This is a genomic window from Patiriisocius sp. Uisw_047 (assembly GCF_047730165.1).
Taxonomy (GTDB): domain Bacteria; phylum Bacteroidota; class Bacteroidia; order Flavobacteriales; family Flavobacteriaceae; genus Patiriisocius.
Window position 1 is genome coordinate 2,422,045 of sequence record NZ_CP159834.1, and the last position, 24,037, is coordinate 2,446,081.

The window sequence follows — 24,037 nt, forward strand, 5'->3', positions numbered from 1 at the left end:
GTTTTTTATAAAGTTACAAAGTCTGTCGTCCACATTTAATAAGATTTACTTAATTTTAACTTTGTTTACTTGCTTAGATAAAAATATACTTCATTTTAAAACGTGTCTATAACAATGAAATTACTCCTCGCTTCGCTCCTCTTTTTAATACCTTTAAAAACTATTATTCCTAGTGACCTTATCGATATGGCATTTTATGGAACCGAGTTTGATTACGAAATACGCTACGCAACTCCAGATAACTTTATAGGAGAAACACTATACGATTGCGCAAAATGCTTGCTTCAACCAGAAGTGGCTGCGGCCGCCTGGGAAGCCAACCAGTATTTTTGTGAGCTAGGATATAAGATCAAGTTCTACGATTGCTATAGACCCCTAGATATCCAGAAATATATGTGGTCAAAAGTCCCACGGTCCACCTACGTGGCAAACCCTTATCTAAATGGAAGTATTCACAATCGAGCAGCCGCAGTAGACATAACCTTAGTTACACTCGATGGCTGTTTTGTAGAAATGGGTAGTGATTATGATTTCTTTGGTCGCGCATCACACATCGATAATTATAATTTCTCTTCGGAAATTTTAAACAACCGAAAACTGCTCATAGAAGGAATGCAAAGACACGGGTTCCAAACCATACGGACCGAATGGTGGCATTATAGTTTCAGAAAAAATTATGGGTTTCCTATTTTGAATGAGAGCTTACCATGTGAGTAATTTAAAATTCAAGGTTCAAGATTTAAATGCGTCATTCCAAAATTGACTAAAGCTGAACCTGATTCAGCATATGGAATCTTAGCCACGCTAGACCTCTTTTTAAATAAAATAATTGTCAGGTTAAAAAACCTTACAAGATAAAAAGCACCCGGTGAAAAGAAAAAAACCCACAGGTCTCTAAAACCTCTGATGTTTGAAAAACTAAGTTTTAAAATTTATTGCTTCTCTACTTTATCAAGTTATCTATCTCTAGGATCATTAGACGTATTTAATAATCGTTTACGATAAAAACTTGTTATTATTTGTGCAATTAATATTCCGGCAACTACTATAAAATTGCTTAGGGCAATACTAGGTAGTGCGCTTAATAGTGATTCATAACAATGCTCAACTGATTCTTCGAATTACGTCACGGGTTCTTGTATCTGTAAATTTATTTGGCTAGTTTCACAACTTGTTTTTAATTTTTAGAATTTTTCAGAAATATAGATAGACCCTTTTATAGAAGCTCGCACAAAAAAGATTAATTAATGCGATAGCTATCACTAGCAATGTATCTTTGCGAAAAATTGTTGATAGATGCAAAACGCCATAAAAACATTTAAGATAATAAGTGTACTTGAAGCGCTATCATTCTTAGTCTTACTAGGGATAGCAATGCCATTAAAGTATTTGATGGATATGCCAGAAATGGTTCGATTAGTAGGTATGGCACACGGTGTATTATTTATGTTATATATTGCAATGGCAGTATATATTTCGACACTTTTAAAGTGGAATGCTAAAACACTTTTTATCGTGATCATTTGTTCTGTATTACCCTTTGGTCCTTTTTATGCTGACAAAAAATACCTCCCATGAATCAAGAAAAATGGTTATCCTACAGTTCGTTTCTTCAAGAGTATTTTATTGAATTAGGTTTAAATAAAACCTTGGCAATAATTCTAAATATTGCGATCAGTCTAATAATAGTGACATTAGTTGCTACTTTGCTGGATATAATTTTCAGAAAAATTATCGTACAATCGTTTAAAACCTTTAGTGACAGTACAAAAAGCACCTTTGACGATTTTCTTGTCGAGAGTAATTTCCCTAAATACATTGCTCATTTTGTGCCTATAATGATTGTGTGGAATACGCTTCCTTTCATTTTTCAGGAGTATCCAGAAGCAATCACTACGCTTCACAAACTTGTAATGGTTTATGTAGTATTTCTTAGTGTTTTTGTTTTCAGGAGTATTCTTAGAACCACAAAAAAATATGCGGAAACAAAACCTAAATATCAAGACAAACCCATACAGAGCTATGTTCAGGTATTAATGATATTTGCTTGGGGTACTGCTATCTTTTTTATTGTAAACCTGATAACTGATTATGACATTATTAGTGTCGCTACATTAGGAGCTGCATCTGCGGTTGTCTTACTTATTTTTAAAGACACCATTTTAGGTTTTGTAGCGAGTATACAGGTGTCTGTTAATGATATTGTGCGCATAGGTGATTGGATCACGTTTAGTAAATTTGGTGCAGATGGGTATGTAACTGAGATTAATTTAGCCACAGTGAGAGTGCAGAACTTTGACAATACTTTTACTACAGTCCCTACTTATAGTTTGATTGCAGATTCTTTTCAGAACTGGCGTGGGATGCAAGAAAGTAAAGGGAGACGGATTAAAAGGTCTATTTTCATAAAGCAGAGTTCTATAAAATTTATGGCTGCAGAAGATTTGGAAAAGTTAAAACAGATCCAGCTTATTGCCCCTTACATTGAGCATCGTGAGAAAGAAGTGCTCACGTTTAATAAACATCTTAATGCAGATAAGACGGCTTTAATTAATGGTCGTAACCAGACTAACTTAGGTATTTTTAGAACCTATGCAGAATCTTTTGTAATGGAAAACGAGTTAATTAATCCAGACTTGTTTTTAATGGTGCGTCACCTCGCCCCTACAGATAAGGGAATCCCAATAGAGGTTTTTTGTTTTAGTTATGATAAGTCTTGGGAAAACTATGAGCGTATTCAAGCAGATATTTTTGACCACCTCATTGCAGCTGTTCCCTTCTTTGACCTCGAAATCTTTGAAAGCCCTACAGGGTCAGATTTTGCTAAAGTTTCCTTAAAAAACAGTAAAGAAGAGTAAAGTTGGCCTATTTTTGGTCGATGGAAATACTCAAAAGAGCTAAGAATATTAGATTTTGAGGCGTACTTCAAGTGTTTGTTGCTCTGGCTATTGTACTTATGTTATTTCGTTTTGTTGTCTTTTAGATTATGTGCGGATACTGATTTTCGATTTTCCTCATGTACAGATTATGGTATTAACTTAGAACCAGAAAGAGCTTCTGCGCAGGCTCCAACGAAACCTACGGAGAAATATTTAAAGAATGCAAAAGAGCAAATGAGTGAAGCGATAGACTTAACAGAAAGCGTTTATTAAAAGAGATAACCATTAATTAAGCACTTCGGAAAGGTTCTATTGTTTGACAATTATAAATGAACTAATATTTCCGTAGGAAAAAAGAATGCAACTGTAACAAACAAATGTCTTTTGCGTCATACTTATATATTTAGCACTAAAACCATATTATGAAAAACATTAAAACTTTATTTGTAGCCGCGTTAATGCTTGCTATAGTACCTACGGCAATCGCTCAGACTGCAGACGAAATCGTAAACTCTTATTTTGAAAACACGGGAGGAATGGACGCCTGGAAAAGCCTGAATGCCACAAAAATAAGCGCAACAGTGAACCAAGGTGGAATGGAAATCCCCGTAGACATCTATAGCACGAAAGAAGGGAAACTAGCAATCGTAGCAAACTTTCAAGGTATGAGTATGACTTTTATGGCATATGACGGAGAGACTGCTTGGAATACGAACCAGATGACGATGGCTCCAGAAAAAATGACGCAAGAGCAGACAGATAATATGAAACTGCAAGCAAATGATTTTCCTAGTCCTTTTATGGACTATAAATCTAAAGGGTATACTGTAGAGTATGTAGGTGAAGAAACGATGGAAGGTACAAAAACACATAAGATTAAAATGGTGCAAGAGCCTATGATGATTAATGGTGTTGAAGAACAAGCGATCACGTACTACTATTTTGAAAGTGAAAATAATGTACCTATTGCGACAGAAGTGACGGTTTCAGGCCAAACAATGAAAGATACTATGAGTGACTATGAAGAAGTAGAAGGTTTGTACTTTCCTTTTGCAATGACCATGATGGGTGGTATGCCACTAGACATTAAATCTGTTGAAGTAAATCCAGAGATTGATCCATCAATATTTACTTTTCCTGCTCCAGCCGCAGCTAAAGAATAAACATATAATACGAATTAAGAATCCCCTTTGTTGGGGATTTTTTTTACACCAGTTTTAACCAAATTTAAAAAACCAATCATTATGAAAAAATTAATCATACTAGTTATGGTTCTTATCGTAGCACCCTTTGCTACAGACGCACAAGAATCTAAAGCTTTAAAAGGGAAAGAACTTTTTGGTGATATGCGTGCCAGACACATTGGTCCCGCCTTGATGAGTGGTCGAATTAATGACTTAGAAATGCATCCTATAAATTCTCGTGTGATGTACGCAGGTACTGCCGGTGGTGGTGTATGGCGTTCTAATGATGGAGGCGCAACCTTCTCCCCTATTTTTGATGACCATGTACAATCTATTGGTGTTGTAACACTAGACCCTTCAAACCCAGATCAAACCATTTGGGTAGGGACTGGAGAAACCTGGACACGTAATTCTGTTTCTGTAGGTGACGGTTTATTTAGGTCTAAAGATGGTGGATCGAACTGGAAGGAAATTCCAGGATTTGAAAACAGTGAGCGTATTGCCTCTGTAATCGTAAACCCAAACAACTCAAAAGAAGTATATGTAGGAGTTCTTGGGGCCTTATGGAGCGATAGTGAAGATCGTGGGGTTTACAAAACAACAGATGACGGAGCTACTTGGAAAAAAATATTATACATAGATAAAACAACAGGGGCCGCAGATGTAATTATGGACCCAAAAAACCCAAACATCTTGTATGCCTCTATGTGGGAATTTAGAAGAAGTGGTTGGGGCTTTAGTTCTGGTGGAGATAAAAGTGCGCTATATAAATCTACAGATGCAGGTGCGACTTGGAATAAAATACATAATGGATTTCCTGAAGGCGATCTTGGCCGTATTGCGGTTGCAGTAGCCCCTAGTGATAATAATATCTTATACAGTGTGCTCGAAACAGAAGATAAATCTAAAAACGGATTATGGAAGTCAACAAATGCAGGGCAATCTTGGGAACACTTAAATAATGATTTTGGATTGGTAGTGCGTCCGTTCTACTTTTCTAGAATTACTATAGACCCTAGAGATCCTAACGTGATTGTTAAAGGAGGATTGAGCGGATCAATAAGTAGAGATGGTGGAAAAACATTTCAGAATTTGGGGAATATGCATAGTGATATTCACGATATCACCTTTCATATCGATAACTCAGACCATATGTTCACAGGAACAGACGGCGGTGTATATCGTTCTTGGGACGGTGGTGTTACTTTTGAAATCGTCGAAAATTTACCGCTTTCACAATTTTATCATATTAGTGTAGACGATTCAACTCCTTATAATGTGTATGGAGGTTTACAAGATAATGGTTCTTGGTATGGGCCTTCTTCTTCTCCCGGAGGCGTGAATGCTCGTGATTGGAATAGTGTTGGCTATGGTGACGGTTTTAGAGTTTTAAAGCATCCCAAGAAAAATATTATTTATTCTGAAATGCAAGGGGCGGCAAACGTGTGGCGTTATGATGTTGCGCTGAACAGAACGAAGACAATACAGCCACTCGCAAAAAAAGGCGATGCAGAACTACGTTTTAATTGGAATGCACCTATGGCAGTGAGTGAGCACCAAGCAGATCGATTTTATATGGGAAGTCAGTTTTTACATAAGAGTGAAGATATGGGTGATTCTTGGAAGATCATCTCACCAGACTTAACCACTAATGATCCACTGAAACAAGATCAATCTAAATCTGGAGGGCTCTCTGTTGATAATAGTGGTGCAGAAAATCACACCACCATTTTTACCATAGCAGAATCTCCAGTAGATCAAAATGTAATTTGGATAGGTACAGACGATGGTAATGTACAAGTCACTACAGATGCTGGTAAGAACTGGACTAATGTAACAGCAAACCTTGCAGGCATTCCAGCAAACACATGGGTATATCATATAGAAGCAAGTGTGCATAACAAAGGAACGGCCTACGCAGTTTTTGATGGACACTCTAGCGGAGATATGAAACCTTATGGCTTAAAAACAACCGATTTTGGAAAAACGTGGAAGAATATTATTAGTCCAGACATCCAAGAAAATGCTTTCGTTCGTAACATACAAGAAGACTATGAAAATGAAGATCTTTTATTTTTAGGAACAGAACTTGGCCTTTACGTTAGTATTGACGGTGGAAAAAACTGGTCACATTTTACAAATAACATGCCACCCGTAGCAGTACACTTTATTGATATGCAAAAGCAGACCAATGATATCGTCATGGGTACACACGGTCGTGGTGTTATTATTATTGATGACATTAGTCCCTTACGTGAATTGAGTCCAGCTATTTTAGAGAAGGACGTTCATTTTTTTGAAACGAGTCCTTTTACGATGGTAGAAGAAAGCGGTTTTGCAGGAAGCTTTGGGAGTGAGACGCAATTTGTGGGTGCTAATAAATCTACCTCTGCTACTGTGGTTTACTATCTTAAGAAGCGTCATACCTTCGGAAAAATGAACATGGAAGTACAAGATATGGAGGGGAACAAAGTAGCGACGCTAGATCCGGGAAAATCAAAAGGAATCAACATTGTCACTTGGAATTATATAAGTAAGACGCCAAAAGTGGCACAGTCAAAGATTATGGCTAGAGGCGCATTTACTCCAAAAAGAGTTGTGGCTGGAAAATACAAAGTAGTAATGACAAAGAAAAATGAAGTCTTTGAAACAACTATAGATGTTAGATACGATGATAAAACCCCTACCACTCTAGCTGCTCGTAAAGAGCAAGAAGCGCTAACAGCAGAACTTTTTGATATGGTTGAAGACCTTGCTTTTATAGTAAACGAGGTGCAAGAGACTCAAAAGTTTACAGCACTTATGATGGAAGAGCAACCAGCAACAAAAAAGACAGCTCAAAAACTAAACGATGAACTAGAAGCATTACGTAAAGATTTGGTAATAACTACAGGTGACAACTATGTAGAAACAGCAGAACCTGAATTAAGAGAGCGTATGGCAGAATTATACGGTACTGTTGCCAGTACATATGATGCAGTGAGTCCAGCAAGAAAAGATAATTACTTGTTGATTAAAGAAGAGATGATCGCTGCAAAGAAGCGCTATGAAGACATAAAAAACAAAGCAGGAAAGAAGTTTAAAACCGCAGTAGAAAAAGCGGGAGCAACCTTTCCTACGATGCAAACTATGGAAGCATTTTTAAAAGATTGAGTTTTTATACGTTTCCATTATAATTTATTAAGGTGCTTGTTGCTAAACACAACAAGCACCTTTTTTCTTTTAGGATAAAACAAGAGCGTAGTTTTGATTTAAAACTCGGCTTGAATTCACATTTATTTTATGTTGACATCCTGTAGATAACTTCGGGGCGGTAGTATAAATGCGCATACTTGATTAATGTACCTTTAAGAAAACCTAAATACTATGGACACTAGAGATTTATCATTGTTAGCCCTTCGACCAGAACTTCCTAATGTGAGAGTAGACGGCGCCATGTCTTCTGAAGAACATTTTCAGAATAATACATTGCGACCTGTGATTAAGTTGCAGAATGACTTGTTAGTAGCCGTTTTTAAGAATTATATAAAGAAGCACAAAAATGTATTTCAAACATACACCGTAGATAAGCGCCTAGATTATATTGATAACGCGATACAGCGGGACATAAAATTTAGAAATTCTTTAAAAGGAATTGTGATTGGACATTTTACTGCAGAAGAATATTCAAAATATATTGATAACTCTTCTGCTCTAAATAAGAGGATGATGAATCTCGTTAAAGAACGCCTTAAAAGTAATATCCAACTTTTAGAACCAGTATTGAGAACCCAAGTAGCCTAGTCTTCTATTAAAGAAACACCATTAAGATCTGTTGTTAGAACGGCACTCATATAATCGTAATATGGGCGTAGTAAATTAAAATGATATAAGAGTTTTTCTGAAAAATCTGATGCCTGTACTTCTGCATCCGTAAAGGAATGTTCGACAAAATAACTTTTAAGTCTTATCAAATCTATATTAGGATCTTCTTTACTAAACCCCTTAGGAGAAGTCTTAACAGCATATTGTTCGTTAAAACCCCCGAAGGCTTTCTCAAATTCTGATGCTGCTAAAATTTCTCTTATTTCCGTAGTATCCATTTCAAACTCTTTACGTATTCGCAGTAAGTCTGCCGGTTCTGGGCTAAAAAAACCTCCAGCCATTAAACTGTTTCCCGGCTCTAGTCGCAAATAATACCCCCCTCTTCTTTGTGCACCTGCTCTGCTCCAACTCGCGCTGCGATGCACATTATAAGGTGTCTTATCTTTACTAAAACGGATATCTCGATTGATTCTGAAAATTTTCTGCTTGGCTATCTCGTCTGTTTCTTGCAAGCCGTCCTGCACTTGTGCGTAAAAAGATTTTAACTCTTTCTCGCTAGCTAAATATTCCTTTTTGTTTTCCTGCATCCAATCGCGATGATTGTTCTTGCTCAGTTTTTTAAGAAAGTCATACGAAGATTTAGGAATGTTTGTGCTCATAACTATTTTATGTAAAATGTAAATATAAATGGTTTTCCTTATATTAAACGGCAATAACCTTAAAACCAAATACTATGAATACGTATTCAAAACCAACGAAAGGATTCTGGATAATAGCCATAATCGCTCTGTTATGGAACCTAATGGGAACAGTTCAATTTTTATCTTCTACGGTCTTAAAAGACTTGTTATATGAAACACTCAATGATACTCAAATTGCATTATTTGAAAATTTACCATCGTGGTATTACATCGTTTTCGGAATCGCAGTGATTACTGGAGTGTTAGGTAGCATTTTGTTATTGATGCGAAAAAAACTAGCGGTACTACTCTTTACAATTTCACTCATCGCCGTAAGTATTCAAATGATTTACTGGATGTTCGCAACAGATGTGATTGATGTCTATGGAACAACAGATGCCCTTACAATGCCTATTATCGTTATTATTACAGCCTTGGTCTTATTGATGTATAGCAGGTCTGTCGCAAGAAAAGGATGGCTTTCATAGTTTACTTACTCTTAGTACAAAAATAAAGGCTGCACTAATTGCAGCCTTTATTTTATAACCATTTTTTACGCTTAAAATATATTAGCATTCCTACAAATACTAGAATCATAGCTCCCCACAGGACAAAATAACCATATTTGAAATGAAGCTCCGGGATATACTCAAAGTTCATCCCATAGATGCCAGCCATAAATGTGAGCGGTATAAATATAGACGCCATAATGGTAAGCACCTTCATCACCTCATTCATTTTATTACTGATGGTCGTCATATACATATCCATCAGTCCCCAAATCATCTCTCTGTAGATATCTACACTTTCAGAAACTTGGATAATATGGTCATACAGATCTCTAATGTAGTTATTGGTACGTTCTTCTATAAGTGGTGTTTCTGTTTTTTCAAGGCGGTTGATTACTTCTCGTAATGGGAAAACAGCGCGTCTTATTTTTAATATTTCTTTTTTAAGTTCTTGTATGTCCTTTGTGATGTCATCTTCTACCTCGTCCTCAAAGAGTTGGTCTTCTAGTAATTCAATTTTTTCGCTCATCACTTCGATGACACTAAAATAATTATCAATCACTGCATCAAGAATAGCAAACATTAAGTAATCTGCACCTGCATTTCGTATGCGTCCTTTTGAGTTCTCAAGACGTTCACGTAAACCATCAAAAACATCACCATCTGCTTCTTGAAAAGTCAATACATAATCATCACCTAACACTAAACTCACATGCTCATTAATGAGCTCGTCGTTCTCAGTGTAGTGCAGCATTTTAAAGACGATAAAGAGATACTCATCATACTCATCAATCTTGGGGCGTTGATTCACAGAAACAATATCTTCTTGAATGAGAGGGTGCAACTTATAGTGATCTCCCAATCGCTCAATCTCTGTCGCGTTATTAAGTCCGTTGACATTTACCCAAGTTACATGCTCAGTACCTTTAAAGTCAAAGGCGACTTCTACATTTTCTGTATCTATACGGTCATAACGATCCTTAGAATAATCAATGATTTCAAGCTTCGTAGATGTTCCCACTTTATGTCCCGTGTACCTTACTTCACCAGGAGCGTGGTTTTCAGTCTTTCTAATTCTCTTAAGTAATTTTTTTACTTTTTTACGTTTTGCGCACATTGATACATATTTAAATTAAATATAAGCGTAATTTTTGATTGCCAAAATTCACGCACAAAAATAAATGTTAATTAATTTTGCAAAACATCTTTGTCAACATTTCGTAATAAAGGATAGAAATCTTAGATTTGTTAGGCAGACTGCATTAATTAATTTTGAAGTCTAAAATCTAATGAAAAACTTTTTAGTCGCCTTTTTGGTCTTCCTTGTATGGTCGGTTTTCGGGTTATGGATGTACTCCTTCTCTTCGTCACCACATATTGGGTCGAGGGGTAATACTGAGAGTATTTCAGAAATAAAAATAGAGACAGCCACTTTAGAAAAAGATACAATAACCAGTTCTTCTGAAATTTTAAACAGGGAAACTATTGTTCCCAAAAAAGACTTTGTGGTTGCAGCGTTAGATCAAACAACGCTCTTTGAGGCTCACGAGACAATCGCTATTGAAAAGGATACTTCTCAAATTATACTTCCAGATACACTCGCAGATCTTCCGGCTGCCCTTACTGCGTACCTGCAAGAAAATCCTGGGCAAGAACTTCATATTACTTCATGTTATAGTGCTTCAGAAAAAATTAAAACACCAAATATAGGCGTGCAACGCGCCAATGATTTTGAGAAAACGATTGTTGCTTTAGGAGCAGATAAAAATCAATTAGTAATAAAGCCAATACTTACAACTGAGGTATTTGACGCAGAGAATAAACTATCTAACGGAATGACATTTTCGTTTAAACTCCTTGATAGAGAACGTATTATTAATAGTGTGCCAAAAATACCAAATACTATTATTTTTTATCCGGCATACGATTTTGACGAAGTGCTGCATACTAAAAAACTGAAAGAACTAATTAAACACGTGGTAACGGTACTCGAAGATAATCCAAGTCTAAAAGTAACCGTCGTTGGCCATACCGATCATATAGGTGCTAATTCCGAAAATTATATACGAGGCTTAAAATCTGCGAGACAAATACGCTGGTACCTTGTCACTAAGGGTGCTATTACTAGCGCCAACATTATTGCCATCTCAAAAGGAGAAACCGATCCTATATTACGTGAAGGTATGCGAGCGAGTCGTGCAGAAAACGAAAGAATCGAAATCCAGTTTTCAAAAAAACCATGACAGAAGCAATTGAAATACAGGCGCTAATTATAGCTTATGGGCCCATATTATTGCTGATGCTAAGCACTTTTATTTTAGGATATGTTCTTGCAGCTTTATTTGCAAAACAGGAATCTAAAAAAGCATTGAGTGCCCTTAGTAAGGAGCTGAAATCAAAAAATGAAGAAAAAAGCTTACGAGATATAGAAACTATTTTTACTGAAATCAGACCTAAAATTATTGATATTGTAAAAGAATCACAACAACAGGTTGTCCCTATTAACATATCTATGCCTAAACCCGATATTGCTGAAAAAGCAAAATCAACCTACGTATCATTTAAAAAACAAACGCCAAAACTCAATCAAAGCGTTATCGCTTCTGGCAGGCTAGATATGCCAGATGATCTCACTAAAATAGAAGGAATAGGACCATATATAGAAGAGCGACTTAACAATATAGGAATTTATAATTACGACCAAATAAGCAAACTAGAAGTAAGCGACATACGAATCATCACTGAGCTCATAGAATTTTTTCCTGGAAGAATAGAAAGAGATAACTGGGTAAAGCAAGCAAATGCACTGATACTCTATCGTTCAAAACTATAATTGCTAAAAACGTTCTTTAGGCACAAGACTACATTTATATTATATCAACTGCCGTTTATAAAGTAAAATGATTTTCTGTGTATGGTGACATTTATAGAAAAGAGAAACCCCGCAATCATATTGCAGGGTTTTTATCTTTGTGAGCATATAATAATGCTATACTATTTCAGCAATTAGTTGTCACCTAAAATTAAAGGTAAGCCGCTATCGCTAGACCCTATTACTACGACCTTAGTGTTAGGAGATTGTGCTAGCTTTAACGTAGCATCAATTCCTTTGTCCAAAAGAATCTTATCAGTAAGAGAAGCACTTAAAATCTTGTTTGCATCTGCTTTACCCTGTGCTTCAATACGCACTTTCTCTGCTTCCTTAGAGGCTGTAACAAGTCTAAACTCATATTCTAATGATTCTTGCTCTTGTTTAAGTTTGCGTTCAATAGCCGTCTTAATTGTAGCTGGTAGCGTCACATCACGAACAAGCACTTCGTTTAACTGCACGTATTGTTTATCAAGAATCTTTTTAGTTTCTGTAAAAATTTCATCTTGTATCGCATCTCTTTTACTGCTATACAATTGCTCTGGTGTATAACGACCTACAACACTTCTTGCTGCACTGCGTATCGCTGGCTGAATTACACGTTGTAAATAATTCTGACCAAGAGTTTGGTGTAAAAAACCTACTTTTTCTGGAACCGGTTGGTACCAAGCTGAAGCATCAATCTGAATCTCTAAACCATTTGATGAAAGTACTTTCATCTTTTCGAAAAGTTCTTGCTGGCGCACTTCATACTTAATAACATCATTCCAAGGTGCAATAAAATGTAAACCCTCTCCTAATGGCGGTAAATCTGTAACAACACCATCGCTAAGCTTGTATAAAACCCCCGCTTCTCCAGAACGAATCTGAACGAAAGACTTCACCATTACTATTATTAGTATCACTAATATGATAATTACTGGTATTCCTAATTTTGGTACTTTTTCCATAATTTTTATTTTAAGTTAAATGAGTCCGTTGTATTTTCTTATAAACCACTCCAACGCAAGAGTGAGTGCTATTAGACCTAATAAATATTTCCAATCAATGAGCGGTACTGTTTTTTGTTCACTTTTCTGGATGGTCGCAAAACGAGCATCACTCACTAGTGCAGACGATAGTTTTTCATATTGATTGGTCGCAAATAGGCTTCCTTCTGTATAAGTCGCCAAGACACGTAATTTTGTTACATCAGCACTATTAAATTGTTTTTCTGCGTAATAGCCTATAATAGCAAAGTTACCACTTCTAGCAACACTTTGGCCCTGTGTGGCCACCGTATATTTATAATTTCCGGCGGAAAGCGAACTTAAATCCACTTCAAAAAAATTGTTACGTAAGAGCATCGGATAAACCGCGCGCTTTTGTGTCTCCTCATCTACAACAGTAATATTTAACGGAACTCGAGGATCAAACACAAAACTCTTATCAAAATATTGTGCTGAAATCTTAATCGCATTGTTATTATAGTAAAACGATTCACTACTGACCTCAAGCCTGCTCCTTCGTTTATTTGATGCGAGGTATTGAACCATCTTACCCATAAAATTATCAAAGGCTTCAAAATTCTTATTCCTAACATAACATCCTGCTCTCCATCGCCACACCCCTTCTCCATCTAGGATTGCATCACGTTTCCCATTTAATTCCATCGTTGCTAATAATGGAGTTTCAGAAGAGAAACCATCTACTATTTGCTCTAATACAATCTCATGAGGTACCGTAATTTCTAATTCACCAAAGAGCGTGCGCATGGGTGGCATTCTTGAAAACCCAATATCCTCGACAGCAAATGAGCCAAAGTTGCTATTTAAATCTCCTGTGATTTCTTCAGATTGGTTGGTCGCATTTTTATTAAAATTGCTTTGTGCCGTATTTAAGAAGTTCCAGTCTGTCTCTAATCCAGAAATAGTAAAGCTATTTTTCTTTAATCGATCTAGTTCTGTATACACCCCCGCAAAAGTCCTGTCCGGTTGATATAAAATAACTAATTGAGAATCATTTAATAAAGACAGTGCTTCAGACGGTTTTTTAATTTGAAATTTTCGTTGTTCGTTACTCGTGATTGCCTTTTTTAATGCGCCTAAATCTGGATGAATGATGCTGCTTACGACCAATACATTTGTAGATTGATCAATTACCTCGACGGCAAAGTACTTCACATTATTAGGGGTATTCTTCTCTCCTTCAATAGGAACTACTTGCGCTATATACTTCTGAAATCCAACCACGGACGCTGGAAGTGTAAATGACAAAGTCTCTGAGGTCTTACTTTCACTAAAGCTAACATTCTTTGTGTACACCGTGTTGCTGCCTCGTGTCACCACAAACCGACTCGTAACTGCACCAGTACCAGCATAAGATAAAATGACTTCTACCGGAAATTGGTTTTTAAGAAATGCGTATTTATTGGTGTTTAATTGAGCAATTCTAAGATCAATATATTTTGTAGAATCTCCAATTGCAATAGGGAATATTGGGTTTTTAAGCGAATTGCCTAAAAACTGATAATCTCTTCCTATAGTTTGATTTCCATCTGTGATTAGCAAAATAGGCGCTGTTTCATCCTGGTATAACTCATTGATAGATGATAGTGACCGAGCGATATTTGTGTTATTCTCCGAAAATGACAACGAATCTAAGCTACTGATATCATTACTAAATTTGAATAAGGAAACATCAAACGCTTCATTTAAACCAGCATCCTCTTGTATTTTTCGAACTAATTCTAATACCTCTTTTTCTCTACCTAACTCACTGATTGAATTAGAATTATCCACTAAGATAGGAAGTTTAGGTTTAACTGTAAAATAACTATCTGTTGTCATTTTAGGGTTGATAATCAGCAAAAGAATAAAGAACAAAGTTAAAAACCGAAGCACTCCAAACAACCATTTAAACCTTCCATTGTACTTGGTTTTATATCCATACATAAAAAGTGCGAGCCCAAGGGATACAAGGGCCGCAATGCATATATATAAAATAGTTTCTGGAGTCATTAATGATGTACGGCTTTAGATATGCGATCTAAGATGTGCAAATTTTGAAGTTTAAACTTTGAACCTTGAATCCTCTATGTTAACATTCCTCCATCTACATTAAGCACTTGCCCGGTAACATACCCAGATAAGTCACTTGCCAAATAGACACAGGTGTTTGCGATATCTTCTGGTGTTCCGCCACGCTTCAATGGAATTGCATTCCTCCAAGACTGTACCGTAACTTCATCAAGTTTCCCTGTCATTTCTGTTTCTATAAATCCTGGAGCAATCACATTACATCTTATGTTACGAGAACCTAACTCCAGTGCCACAGATTTTGAAAAACCAATGATCCCTGCTTTTGAAGCAGCGTAGTTGGTCTGTCCTGCATTTCCCTTCACCCCTACGATAGAACTCATATTAATGATAGCACCTTTACGTTGTTTAAGCATGGTTCGCTGTACCGCCTTTGTCATATTAAAGACAGACTTTAAGTTTACCTCAATAACAGTGTCGAAGTCATCCTCAGACATACGCATCAAAAGATTATCCTTAGTAATTCCTGCATTGTTTATTAATATATCAATACCACCAAAGTCTTCCATAACAGTAGCCGCAAGTGTTTGAGATTCATCAAAATTTGCAGCATTACTTTTGTATGCCTTCACTTTTACACCGGAGGCGCTTAATTCTGATGCTAATTGCTCCGCAGGTGCCGCAGATGAGTTGTATGTAAATGCTACGTTACAGCCGTGACTAACAAATACTTCAACAATTCCTTTTCCTATTCCTCTGCTTCCACCCGTGATGATTGCTGTTTTGCCTTCTAATAATTTCATGTGATAATGGTTAATTAGTTGTTGGTTATGATCATTTTATTTAACAAGCTACTGAACTATGCCATAGTTCAATAAAAAATAACTTCATTTCAATTCCTTACAATTTCCGAAGTTCTCTAAATCCAAATATACCAAAAGCTTCACGCTTAAACATAAAAAAGCCCCACATATTTGGAGGGCTTTTTCTATCGTATTTCGCTGTAATTACGCAATCACTTCCGCGACTTTCTTACCTATTTCTGCTGGAGAATCTACTACGTGAATTCCGCACTCACGCATAATCTTCTTCTTTGCTTGTGCTGTATCGTCGCTGCCTCCAACTATTGCACCTGCGTGCCCCATTGTACGTCCTGCCGGTGCAGTCTCACCAGCGATAAAACCAACAATTGGTTTTTTACTGCCACTATTCTTGTACCAATATGCAGCATCTGCTTCTAGCTGGCCACCTATCTCCCCAATCATTACCACAGCTTCAGTTTCTGGGTCATTGATAAGCATCTCAACCGCTTCTTTTGTAGTGGTCCCAATAATAGGATCTCCTCCAATACCGATCGCTGTCGTAATACCAAGACCTTGTTTTACCACTTGGTCTGCCGCTTCGTATGTCAATGTTCCTGACTTGGAAACGATTCCTATTTTACCTTTCTTAAAAACAAAACCTGGCATAATACCTACTTTTGCTTCTCCTGGAGTAATCACACCTGGACAGTTAGGACCTACTAATCTACACGCTTTATGCTTTATGTAGTTTGAAGCCTTAATCATATCTGCAACTGGGATTCCCTCTGTAATTGTTATAATCACTTTAATTCCTGCATCTGCCGCTTCCATAATCGCATCTGCGGCAAAGGCTGGTGGTACAAAAATAATGGTCGTATCTGCTCCTACTTCTTTTACAGCTTCTGCAACTGTATTAAAAACAGGTCTGTCTAAGTGCGATTGCCCCCCTTTTCCCGGAGTAACACCACCCACTAAATTAGTTCCATATTCGATCATTTGACCCGCGTGAAAAGTACCTTCACTACCGGTAAACCCTTGTACAATTATTTTAGAATCTTTATTTACTAAAACGCTCATGCTTTTATGTTCTTTTTGTGTGATTATGTTTCCGTAATTTCCTCGGAAATATGCTGTTTTTTGAGATGGCAAAGATACAATATATCTCTGTTCTAATTTGTAGTTTTTATACTTTTACTTTATGGTAAGAACTATTTGTGTCATCCTGATTCATCGCAGGCTGGCTTACTTGATGACCACGGTATAACTTGCCGTCCTTTACTTGCCAGATTGCAATAAAATGAGCGATTCCAAGCTCTTCGTCTGGATTTTCTATGGTGCGAACATAATACTTATATCGCATCGTGACATGATCATCATCTTCAAGCATGTGACTCACTTCTATTCTCAGCTCATTGTACGTGCGTGCAATTTCTTGAAAAGTAGCTATGATCTCATCAAAATGAAATACAGATAAGCCATCTGTACTGTTCCAAATGAGTTCAACTTCTGGGTGCATATATTTACCGAGCACCGTGTGATCATTAATAAAATCTGAATTATAAAAATCCTTTACAATTTGTTTTGCGCTTGTACTCATTATAATTTGTCTAATTTTTCTATAATATCTGGTATCAACCTTATGGAAGCTATTTCCTTATATTTTTTTCTGAATTCGTCTGCAGGTGACCCAAAATAACTCTTATGTCCCTCCAGCGATTTACTTACTCCGCTTTGCGCAGAGATTATTGCTTTTTCTCCTATGGTGACACCACTTGTAATGGCAGCTTGCCCCCAAATTGTCACAAAATCTTCAATAATCACGCAACCTGCAATTGCAACTTGTGCAGCAATTAAACAGCGCCTACCCACTAAAGTATCATGGCCTATGTGTACTTGATTGTCAAGCTTTGTCCCTTCGCTAATAGTAGTTGAAGCAGTCACGCCTTTGTCAATGGTGCACAGCGCACCAATGTCAACATTGTTTTGAATGACAACGTTGCCACAGCTTACCAGTTTATCAAAATTTTCTGGCCTATTTTTATAATAAAAAGCATCTGCTCCTAGTACGGTTCCTGCATGAATAGTTACTCTATCTCCAATGATGGTATTATCATAGATAACTACATTAGGATGAATCAAACAGTCCTTCCCTATTTTTACGTTATTCCCGATAAAAACATTTGGCTGTATTACAGTATGCAATCCTATTTCTGCAGAGTCTGATATCACTGCTCTTGCCGCGATGAATGGATTAAAATGATTAATTATCTTATTAAAGTCTCTGAAAGGATCATCAGAAATTAATAAAGCCTTTCCTTCTGGACAGGCAACTTCCTTATTTATAAGCACTATGGTCGCTTGTGACTGTAATGCTTTATCATAATACTTAGGATGATCTACAAAAACAATATCGCCAGGATTCACAACATGAATCTCGTTCAGCCCTAAAACAGGGAAGTCTGCGCTCCCTAAGAAGTCGCAATCTATGAGCTTAGCAATATCTCTTAAAGTCTGTGGTTTAGAAAACTTCATGAGCCAAATATAAAAAAAATCCCTCACCGTATAAGATACAGGAGGGATTTATTTTTCTTAGGAAGATATACTATTCTTTTACTCTTTCTTTGTATGTCCCTTTATCGGTTTCTACTTTTATCTTATCGCCTTCGTTAATGAATAAAGGCACATTTACCTCTGCTCCTGTTTCTACGGTTGCTGGCTTTGTAGCATTTGTTGCTGTATTACCTTTTATACCTGGCTCAGTAGCTGTTACTTCAAGTATGACACTGGCCGGTAACTCTACTAATAGCGGTGAATTATCTTCAGAGTTCATTGTTACTTTCACCACTTCTCCTTCTTTCATTAATCCAGGATTGTCCAATGCTGCCTCTAACAAGCGAATTTGGGTGTAATCTGCTTCATTCATAAAATGATAAAACTCTCCGTCATTGTACAAATACTGAAACTTATGGGTCTCTACACGTACGTCATCTAACTTATGACCTGCTGAAAAAGTGTTATCAATCACCTTTCCATTCGTGACACTTTTAAGCTTTGTTCTTACGAAAGCAGGGCCCTTACCCGGTTTAACGTGTAAAAACTCAATCACTTTATAAATATCATGATTAAACCTAATACATAATCCATTTCTAATATCTGATGTTGATGCCATATAATTTTATTAATCCGCAATCGCGGGCTATTAATTTATTTCTATTTTTTGTCTGCTTCGGACATATCAAATTTTTAAAATTTCCGAAGTAAAAAAGAGTTTTTTAATTACTAAAATAACCCTTCATAATACCGCGCTTAGAGTTTCTGATAAATTGTAAAATCTCATCCCGCTCTGGGGTTGCCTCCATTTCAGCCTCAATGATTTGAGCTGCTTGCGAGTTGTTATAACTTTTCTGATACAAAATGCGATATACATCTTGAATCTCCTTGATTTTATCAGCTGCATACCCGCGACGTCTTAATCCTATAGAATTAATCCCTACATAACTCAATGGCTCACGCGCTGCCTTTACAAACGGCGGCACATCTTTACGAACCAACGATCCACCCGTCACAAACGCATGATTTCCTATCATACAAAACTGATGAACGGCTGTCATTCCAGCAAGAATAACATAATCACCAACGGTGCAGTGCCCAGCTAAGGTACTATTGTTTGAAAAAATACAGTTATTCCCTACGATGCAATCGTGTGCTATATGGCAATAGGCCATAATAAGACAGTTGTCACCAATCACAGTTTTACCTCTATCAACAGTACCTCTGTTTACGGTTACATATTCTCTAATCGTTACGTTATCACCAATAACGACCGTCGTATCTTCATCTTGAAATTTTAAATCTTGTGGTATTGCAGAGATTACGGCGCCTGGAAAAATATTACAGTTTTTCCCAATTCGCGCTCCCTCCATAATCGTCACGTTAGACCCAATCCAAGTTCCATCTCCAATGATAACGTTATTATGAATAGTTGTAAATGGTTCAATCACAACGTTTTTTGCAATCTTAGCTCCAGGATGCACGTATGCTAATGGTTGATTCATTATAAATTTTTTGTTTTGACTATTTGCGCCATTAATTCTGCTTCGGTCACTAGTTTATCTCCTACAAAAGCATTCCCTTTCATATGGACGATTCCTCTGCGTATAGGTGTTATTAACTCTAAACTAAAGACTAAAGTATCTCCAGGGTTTACTTGTTGTTTAAACTTGACATTATTTATTTTCATAAAGAATGTCAAATAATTCTCAGGATCTGGAACAGTGCTCAGTGCTAGAATTCCTCCTGTTTGTGCCATGGCTTCTACAATAAGAACTCCTGGCATCACTGGTGCACCAGGAAAATGACCCACAAAAAATGGCTCATTCATTGTTACGTTCTTAAGACCAATAACATGATTACTAGATAGTTCAATTATTTTATCTACAAATAAAAATGGTGGCCTATGTGGCAACATTTCCATTATTTGGTTTACGTCTTTTACTGGCTTCGCATAAAGGTCCACTTTAGGCACTTTATTACGTAATTCCAGTTTTATTTGTTTTGCAAGTTTTTTTGCAAACTGCGTATTCACATGGTGTCCAGGTTTGTTTGCTATTATTTTCCCACGTATACGCGTTCCTATTAAAGCAAGGTCGCCTATGACATCTAGCAACTTATGTCTTGCCGCCTCATTAGCGTGATGCAGTGTTAAGTTATCAAGTATTCCGTTAGGTTTTACAGAAATGGACTCTTTTCCAAACGCCTTACGTAGCTTATCCATCGTGTTAGGAGACAACTCCTTATCAACATATACAATAGCATTGTTCAGATCTCCTCCTTTTATTAGCCCATGCTCCAACAACATCTCAATCTCATGCAAAAAGCTAAAAGTTCTAGAATCTGATATTTCGGTTTTAAAATCTGATAAGCGTTCTAATGATGCGTTTTGGGTTCCTAAAATCTTAGTCCCAAAATCAACCATCGTAGTCACTTTGTATTCATCACTGGGCATTAGGATAATCTCGCTTCCGGATTCCTCATCTTTATAAGTAATCACCTCGGTTACCACATATTCTTCTCTGAATTCTTCTAAAATAACAATACCAGCTTTTTCTATGGCTTCCACAAAAAACTTCGAAGAGCCATCCATAATAGGGGGCTCACTTGAGTTAAGTTCTAAAATACAATTATCAACCTCCATTCCCACTAAGGCTGCAAGTACATGCTCACTAGTTTGGATTTTTACTCCGTTTTTATCGAGATTGGTTCCACGCTGTGTATCTACCACATAATTTGCGTCTGCCTCAACAATGGGTTGATCGTCAAGATCTACTCGAACAAATTTATAACCGTGATTTGCAGGTGCTGGTTTAAAAGTAAGAGTTACTTCCGCTCCAGTATGCAAACCAACACCGGTTAGCGAAACTTCTTTGGCTATCGTTGTTTGTTTACTTGTACTCGTGGTCATTATTGTTTGTTTTTTTCAAAGGTATTAAATCGCTTCATGATATCGGGTAGATTTTTGAAGTGAACGTAGCTTTTGTTCCAATCTCCATAATTAAATGCTGGCGAACCTTGTAATGTAGCATTGTCTTTAAGGTTACGTCCTATTCCACTTTGTGCTTGTATTTTTACATTATCACCTATGGTTAAATGTCCAGCAATCCCTACTTGCCCACCTATCATACAGTTCTTTCCTATTTTTGTAGAACCCGCAATCCCAGTCTGCGCAGCTATCACCGTGTTTTCTCCTATCTCTACATTATGTGCAATCTGTATCTGGTTGTCTAGCTTTACGCCTTTTCTAATGATAGTGGAACCTAAGGTAGCTCTGTCAATCGTTGTTCCAGCACCAATATCAACATTATCCTCTAGCATAACGTTTCCTGTTTGTGGCACTTTACTGTAAATTCCTTCCTCGTTAGGAGTGAACCCAAAACCATCGGCCCCAAGAATGACACCACCGTTGATGACGCAGTTATTACCAATAATGGTTTCAGAATATATTTTTGCTCCTGCAAAAACTATCACATTATCTCCTATGGCTACATTATCACCAATAAATACATTAGGATACAACTTTACATTATCACCAATCGTTACATTATCACCAATATAAGCAAAAGCACCTATATATGGGTCTGCGCCATAGATCGCAGATTCAGAAATAAACACGGGCTGTTCAATGCCGGTTTTATTCATCTTTACCATATTATAATATTCCAGTAATTTTGAGAAAGCTTTATAAGCATCTTCCACTCTAATCAAGGTCGTGTTTATAGGTTTTTCAGGCTCAAAGTCTTTACTAACAATAGTAACAGACGCTTCCGTATCGTATATAAATGATGTGTATTTTGGGTTTGCCAAAAACGTGAGGGATCCAGGAACCCCTTCTTCAATTTTAGCTAATTTAGACACTTCTATTTGCTCATCACCTTCAACTTCTCCTTCAAGAATGCCTGCAATCTGCGCTGCTGTAAATTTCATAGATTATTGGTTGTGTTCGTGATTATGGAAAACCACAAATGCAGACAAAAATAAGTAAAATAATAGACCTACGTTAGCAGGTTGTTTTTAAGATTTTAGACAGCTTCGGAAATACTTCTAATTTAAGATAGTAGCTTAAAACTAATGATTAAAGGCGCATACAGTAAAGAAGAGCAAAGAGGCAGAGCAAAAGACAAGGTAAAGACGATAAGAAAAAAAACATAATATAACAATAGAATGATTACCCGAGGTAAGCTAAAAAATTCTTACTTCCTTTAGAAAAGCCTATGTTTCCCGAAGCACTCTGACCTTGCGCTTAAACCATTAACAGGTTTAAAAACAAAAGAATAATGAAACCTAATAAACTAAGCCCCCACCCCTTTAGGATAACAAAAATAATGCTTCACCACCCTTTTTGACAAGGCTTCAATATTTAGTTGGTCACTCGCTTTTGCTACATCTATTACTTTGCCTTTTTTAGTGAGAATATTTATCGTGTCGTGCACCATATCATACGCTTGATTGGTCATACTTCCTGTAAACACAAAAAAAGAAGCCTCTTCTTCAGTTAAGGAATACTTCGCCATCACCTGCTTTTTCTTTTCTGTAACTCTCTCGATTGAAATAGGATTTTTCTTAACTTTAATTTTTAGAAGTGATCTATTAAGTAGCATGTTTGAAAGTTCTGACAAGACAAAATCCTCGTGAGAAGACCAAAACTTCATTGCCGAAATAATATCTGTGTCATCCAACTTAGCAAAGATCTCTAAGACTTCTGTGTTAAATTTTTCTTTAGTAATCTTATGTTGCAAGAAGTACTGTAATGCATCGCTGCAGCGCAAAGTGACTCCTTCACCAGACAGTTCTTTCGCACGTTTAAGCATTCTTAGTAAAAGGTTTTCTGCAACAAAACCAGTCTTGTGCAAGTACACTTGCCAATACATTAATCTTCTGGCGACAATAAATTTTTCAACAGAATAAATCCCTTTTTCTTCAACAACAAGTTTATCATCCTTTACTTGGAGCATAGCAATTAATCGCTCGCTATTAACAGCTCCTTCTGTCACTCCCGTGTAAAAACTATCGCGTCTTAAATAATCTAAACGATCCATATCCAGCTGACTGCTTATCAGTTGATGAAGAAACTTTCTAGAATATTCGTTTTTAAAAATGGATATCGCTAGAGATAATTTGTTTAACATTTCAGCATTAAGGGCCTCCATAAAGTATAAAGAAATATCCTCGTGGCTAATGCTATTTACAATGCTGTGCTCCATTGCATGAGAAAAAGGACCGTGACCTATATCGTGTAAAAGTATACCTATATATAAAGCATCTGCTTCTTCATCATTAATCGCTACACCTTTAGAACGAAGTACCTGCACTGCTTTTTGCATTAAAAACATTGCGCCCAGCGTGTGATGAAAACGCGTATGATGCGCTCCCGGAAATACCAGATAGCTCATTCCCATTTGCGAAATCCTTCGCAGCCGCTGAAAATAACGATGCTCAATTAAATTAAAAATGAGTTCGCTCGGGATAGTTATAAACCCATATATAGGGTCGTTAATTATCTTTAGCGTATTTTGTTGTTTCAAGTTTTTAATTTTTTATTATAACTAAATGACTTTTGAAATACTTCAATATTATTTTTGAAGTTATAGATATGGATCATTTAGCTAACGATGATGATTCAATAAGATTTCAGAAGTAATTTTCCTATGCCAAAGCTCTGGACAATGTAAATATTTCTTCACAAATTATTTGGAATATTTAGTTCCTTCTGAAATGTTCTGACTAAAATACTAGTCT

At 36.7% G+C, this 24,037-nt stretch carries 22 protein-coding genes; 9 read left to right on the forward strand and 13 right to left on the reverse strand.

Features of this window, described 5'->3' with window-relative positions:
* Positions 1 to 114: 114 nt before the first annotated feature.
* The 6 genes from ABXT71_RS10520 (at position 115) to ABXT71_RS10545 (ending at position 7,846) form a co-directional block, all read left to right on the forward strand.
* On the forward strand, positions 115 to 717 hold the full coding sequence (locus ABXT71_RS10520; protein ID WP_415371274.1) for a M15 family metallopeptidase: 603 nt from the start codon (positions 115 to 117) through the stop codon (positions 715 to 717).
* Between the two features lie 579 nt (positions 718 to 1,296).
* Positions 1,297 to 1,578: a DUF3817 domain-containing protein gene (locus ABXT71_RS10525; protein WP_415371275.1), complete on the forward strand. Its 282-nt coding sequence runs from the start codon at positions 1,297 to 1,299 to the stop codon at positions 1,576 to 1,578.
* On the forward strand, positions 1,575 to 2,858 hold the full coding sequence (locus ABXT71_RS10530) for a mechanosensitive ion channel family protein (RefSeq protein WP_415371276.1): 1,284 nt from the start codon (positions 1,575 to 1,577) through the stop codon (positions 2,856 to 2,858). Before ABXT71_RS10525 ends, ABXT71_RS10530 begins: the two co-directional genes overlap by 4 nt.
* Before the next feature lie 443 nt (positions 2,859 to 3,301).
* Positions 3,302 to 4,042 carry an outer membrane lipoprotein-sorting protein gene (locus tag ABXT71_RS10535; protein WP_415371277.1) on the forward strand — a complete coding sequence of 247 codons (741 nt, stop codon included), beginning with the start codon at positions 3,302 to 3,304 and terminating at the stop codon, positions 4,040 to 4,042.
* Positions 4,043 to 4,123: 81 nt separating this feature from the next.
* Entirely contained in the window at positions 4,124 to 7,216 is a 3,093-nt protein-coding gene (locus tag ABXT71_RS10540; RefSeq protein ID WP_415371278.1) for a VPS10 domain-containing protein, read from the forward strand.
* A 213-nt stretch (positions 7,217 to 7,429) separates the two neighbouring features.
* On the forward strand, positions 7,430 to 7,846 hold the full coding sequence (locus ABXT71_RS10545) for a glyoxalase (RefSeq protein WP_415371279.1): 417 nt from the start codon (positions 7,430 to 7,432) through the stop codon (positions 7,844 to 7,846).
* Here ABXT71_RS10545 and ABXT71_RS10550 read toward each other — a convergent pair.
* Positions 7,843 to 8,526 carry a DUF2461 domain-containing protein gene (locus ABXT71_RS10550; RefSeq protein ID WP_415371280.1) on the reverse strand — a complete coding sequence of 228 codons (684 nt, stop codon included), beginning with the start codon at positions 8,524 to 8,526 and terminating at the stop codon, positions 7,843 to 7,845. The two genes, ABXT71_RS10545 and ABXT71_RS10550, sit on opposite strands and share 4 nt — an antisense overlap.
* 74 nt (positions 8,527 to 8,600) lie before the next feature.
* Here ABXT71_RS10550 and ABXT71_RS10555 point away from each other — a divergent pair, with 74 nt between their 5' ends.
* The gene (locus ABXT71_RS10555) at positions 8,601 to 9,035 is read left to right on the forward strand and encodes a hypothetical protein (RefSeq protein WP_415371281.1); all 435 of its coding nucleotides are present in this window, start codon (positions 8,601 to 8,603) and stop codon (positions 9,033 to 9,035) included.
* A gap of 52 nt (positions 9,036 to 9,087) precedes the next feature.
* Here the strand turns inward: ABXT71_RS10555 and corA are convergent, their stop codons facing one another.
* Positions 9,088 to 10,173, reverse strand: coding sequence for a magnesium/cobalt transporter CorA (corA, locus tag ABXT71_RS10560; RefSeq protein ID WP_415371282.1), 1,086 nt, complete (start codon positions 10,171 to 10,173; stop codon positions 9,088 to 9,090).
* A gap of 172 nt (positions 10,174 to 10,345) precedes the next feature.
* Here corA and ABXT71_RS10565 point away from each other — a divergent pair, with 172 nt between their 5' ends.
* Positions 10,346 to 11,299 (forward strand): OmpA family protein, encoded by a 954-nt coding sequence (locus ABXT71_RS10565; protein ID WP_415371283.1) that lies wholly within the window; start codon positions 10,346 to 10,348, stop codon positions 11,297 to 11,299.
* Positions 11,296 to 11,889 (forward strand): hypothetical protein, encoded by a 594-nt coding sequence (locus tag ABXT71_RS10570; protein ID WP_415371284.1) that lies wholly within the window; start codon positions 11,296 to 11,298, stop codon positions 11,887 to 11,889. Before ABXT71_RS10565 ends, ABXT71_RS10570 begins: the two co-directional genes overlap by 4 nt.
* A 173-nt stretch (positions 11,890 to 12,062) precedes the next feature.
* Here ABXT71_RS10570 and ABXT71_RS10575 read toward each other — a convergent pair whose 3' ends face one another.
* The 11 genes from ABXT71_RS10575 to ABXT71_RS10625 form a co-directional block, all read right to left on the reverse strand.
* Entirely contained in the window at positions 12,063 to 12,875 is an 813-nt protein-coding gene (locus tag ABXT71_RS10575) for a prohibitin family protein (RefSeq protein WP_415371285.1), read from the reverse strand.
* A gap of 15 nt (positions 12,876 to 12,890) precedes the next feature.
* Complete coding sequence (locus tag ABXT71_RS10580; RefSeq protein WP_415371286.1) at positions 12,891 to 14,924, reverse strand: vWA domain-containing protein; 2,034 nt, start codon at positions 14,922 to 14,924, stop codon at positions 12,891 to 12,893.
* Positions 14,925 to 14,998: 74 nt separating this feature from the next.
* A complete protein-coding gene (gene fabG / locus ABXT71_RS10585; protein WP_415371287.1) occupies positions 14,999 to 15,745 on the reverse strand; it encodes a 3-oxoacyl-[acyl-carrier-protein] reductase in 747 nt (248 codons plus the stop codon).
* 204 nt (positions 15,746 to 15,949) lie between these two features.
* Positions 15,950 to 16,822: a succinate--CoA ligase subunit alpha gene (sucD, locus tag ABXT71_RS10590; protein WP_415371288.1), complete on the reverse strand. Its 873-nt coding sequence runs from the start codon at positions 16,820 to 16,822 to the stop codon at positions 15,950 to 15,952.
* Positions 16,823 to 16,928: 106 nt separating this feature from the next.
* A complete protein-coding gene (locus ABXT71_RS10595) occupies positions 16,929 to 17,342 on the reverse strand; it encodes a nuclear transport factor 2 family protein (RefSeq protein WP_415371289.1) in 414 nt (137 codons plus the stop codon).
* Complete coding sequence (locus ABXT71_RS10600; protein WP_415371290.1) at positions 17,342 to 18,277, reverse strand: UDP-3-O-(3-hydroxymyristoyl)glucosamine N-acyltransferase; 936 nt, start codon at positions 18,275 to 18,277, stop codon at positions 17,342 to 17,344. Before ABXT71_RS10600 ends, ABXT71_RS10595 begins: the two co-directional genes overlap by 1 nt.
* 70 nt (positions 18,278 to 18,347) lie before the next feature.
* A complete protein-coding gene (gene efp, locus ABXT71_RS10605) occupies positions 18,348 to 18,914 on the reverse strand; it encodes an elongation factor P (RefSeq protein WP_415371291.1) in 567 nt (188 codons plus the stop codon).
* Positions 18,915 to 19,017: 103 nt separating this feature from the next.
* On the reverse strand, positions 19,018 to 19,800 hold the full coding sequence (gene lpxA, locus ABXT71_RS10610) for an acyl-ACP--UDP-N-acetylglucosamine O-acyltransferase (protein WP_415371292.1): 783 nt from the start codon (positions 19,798 to 19,800) through the stop codon (positions 19,018 to 19,020).
* Entirely contained in the window at positions 19,800 to 21,206 is a 1,407-nt protein-coding gene (locus tag ABXT71_RS10615; RefSeq protein WP_415371293.1) for a bifunctional UDP-3-O-[3-hydroxymyristoyl] N-acetylglucosamine deacetylase/3-hydroxyacyl-ACP dehydratase, read from the reverse strand. The genes lpxA and ABXT71_RS10615 overlap by 1 nt, the downstream gene beginning before the upstream one ends.
* The gene (lpxD, locus tag ABXT71_RS10620; protein ID WP_415371294.1) at positions 21,206 to 22,225 is read right to left on the reverse strand and encodes a UDP-3-O-(3-hydroxymyristoyl)glucosamine N-acyltransferase; all 1,020 of its coding nucleotides are present in this window, start codon (positions 22,223 to 22,225) and stop codon (positions 21,206 to 21,208) included. Before lpxD ends, ABXT71_RS10615 begins: the two co-directional genes overlap by 1 nt.
* 365 nt (positions 22,226 to 22,590) lie before the next feature.
* Positions 22,591 to 23,823, reverse strand: a complete 1,233-nt coding sequence (locus tag ABXT71_RS10625) for an HD domain-containing protein (RefSeq protein WP_415371295.1) — start codon at positions 23,821 to 23,823, stop codon at positions 22,591 to 22,593.
* Positions 23,824 to 24,037 lie beyond the last annotated feature (214 nt).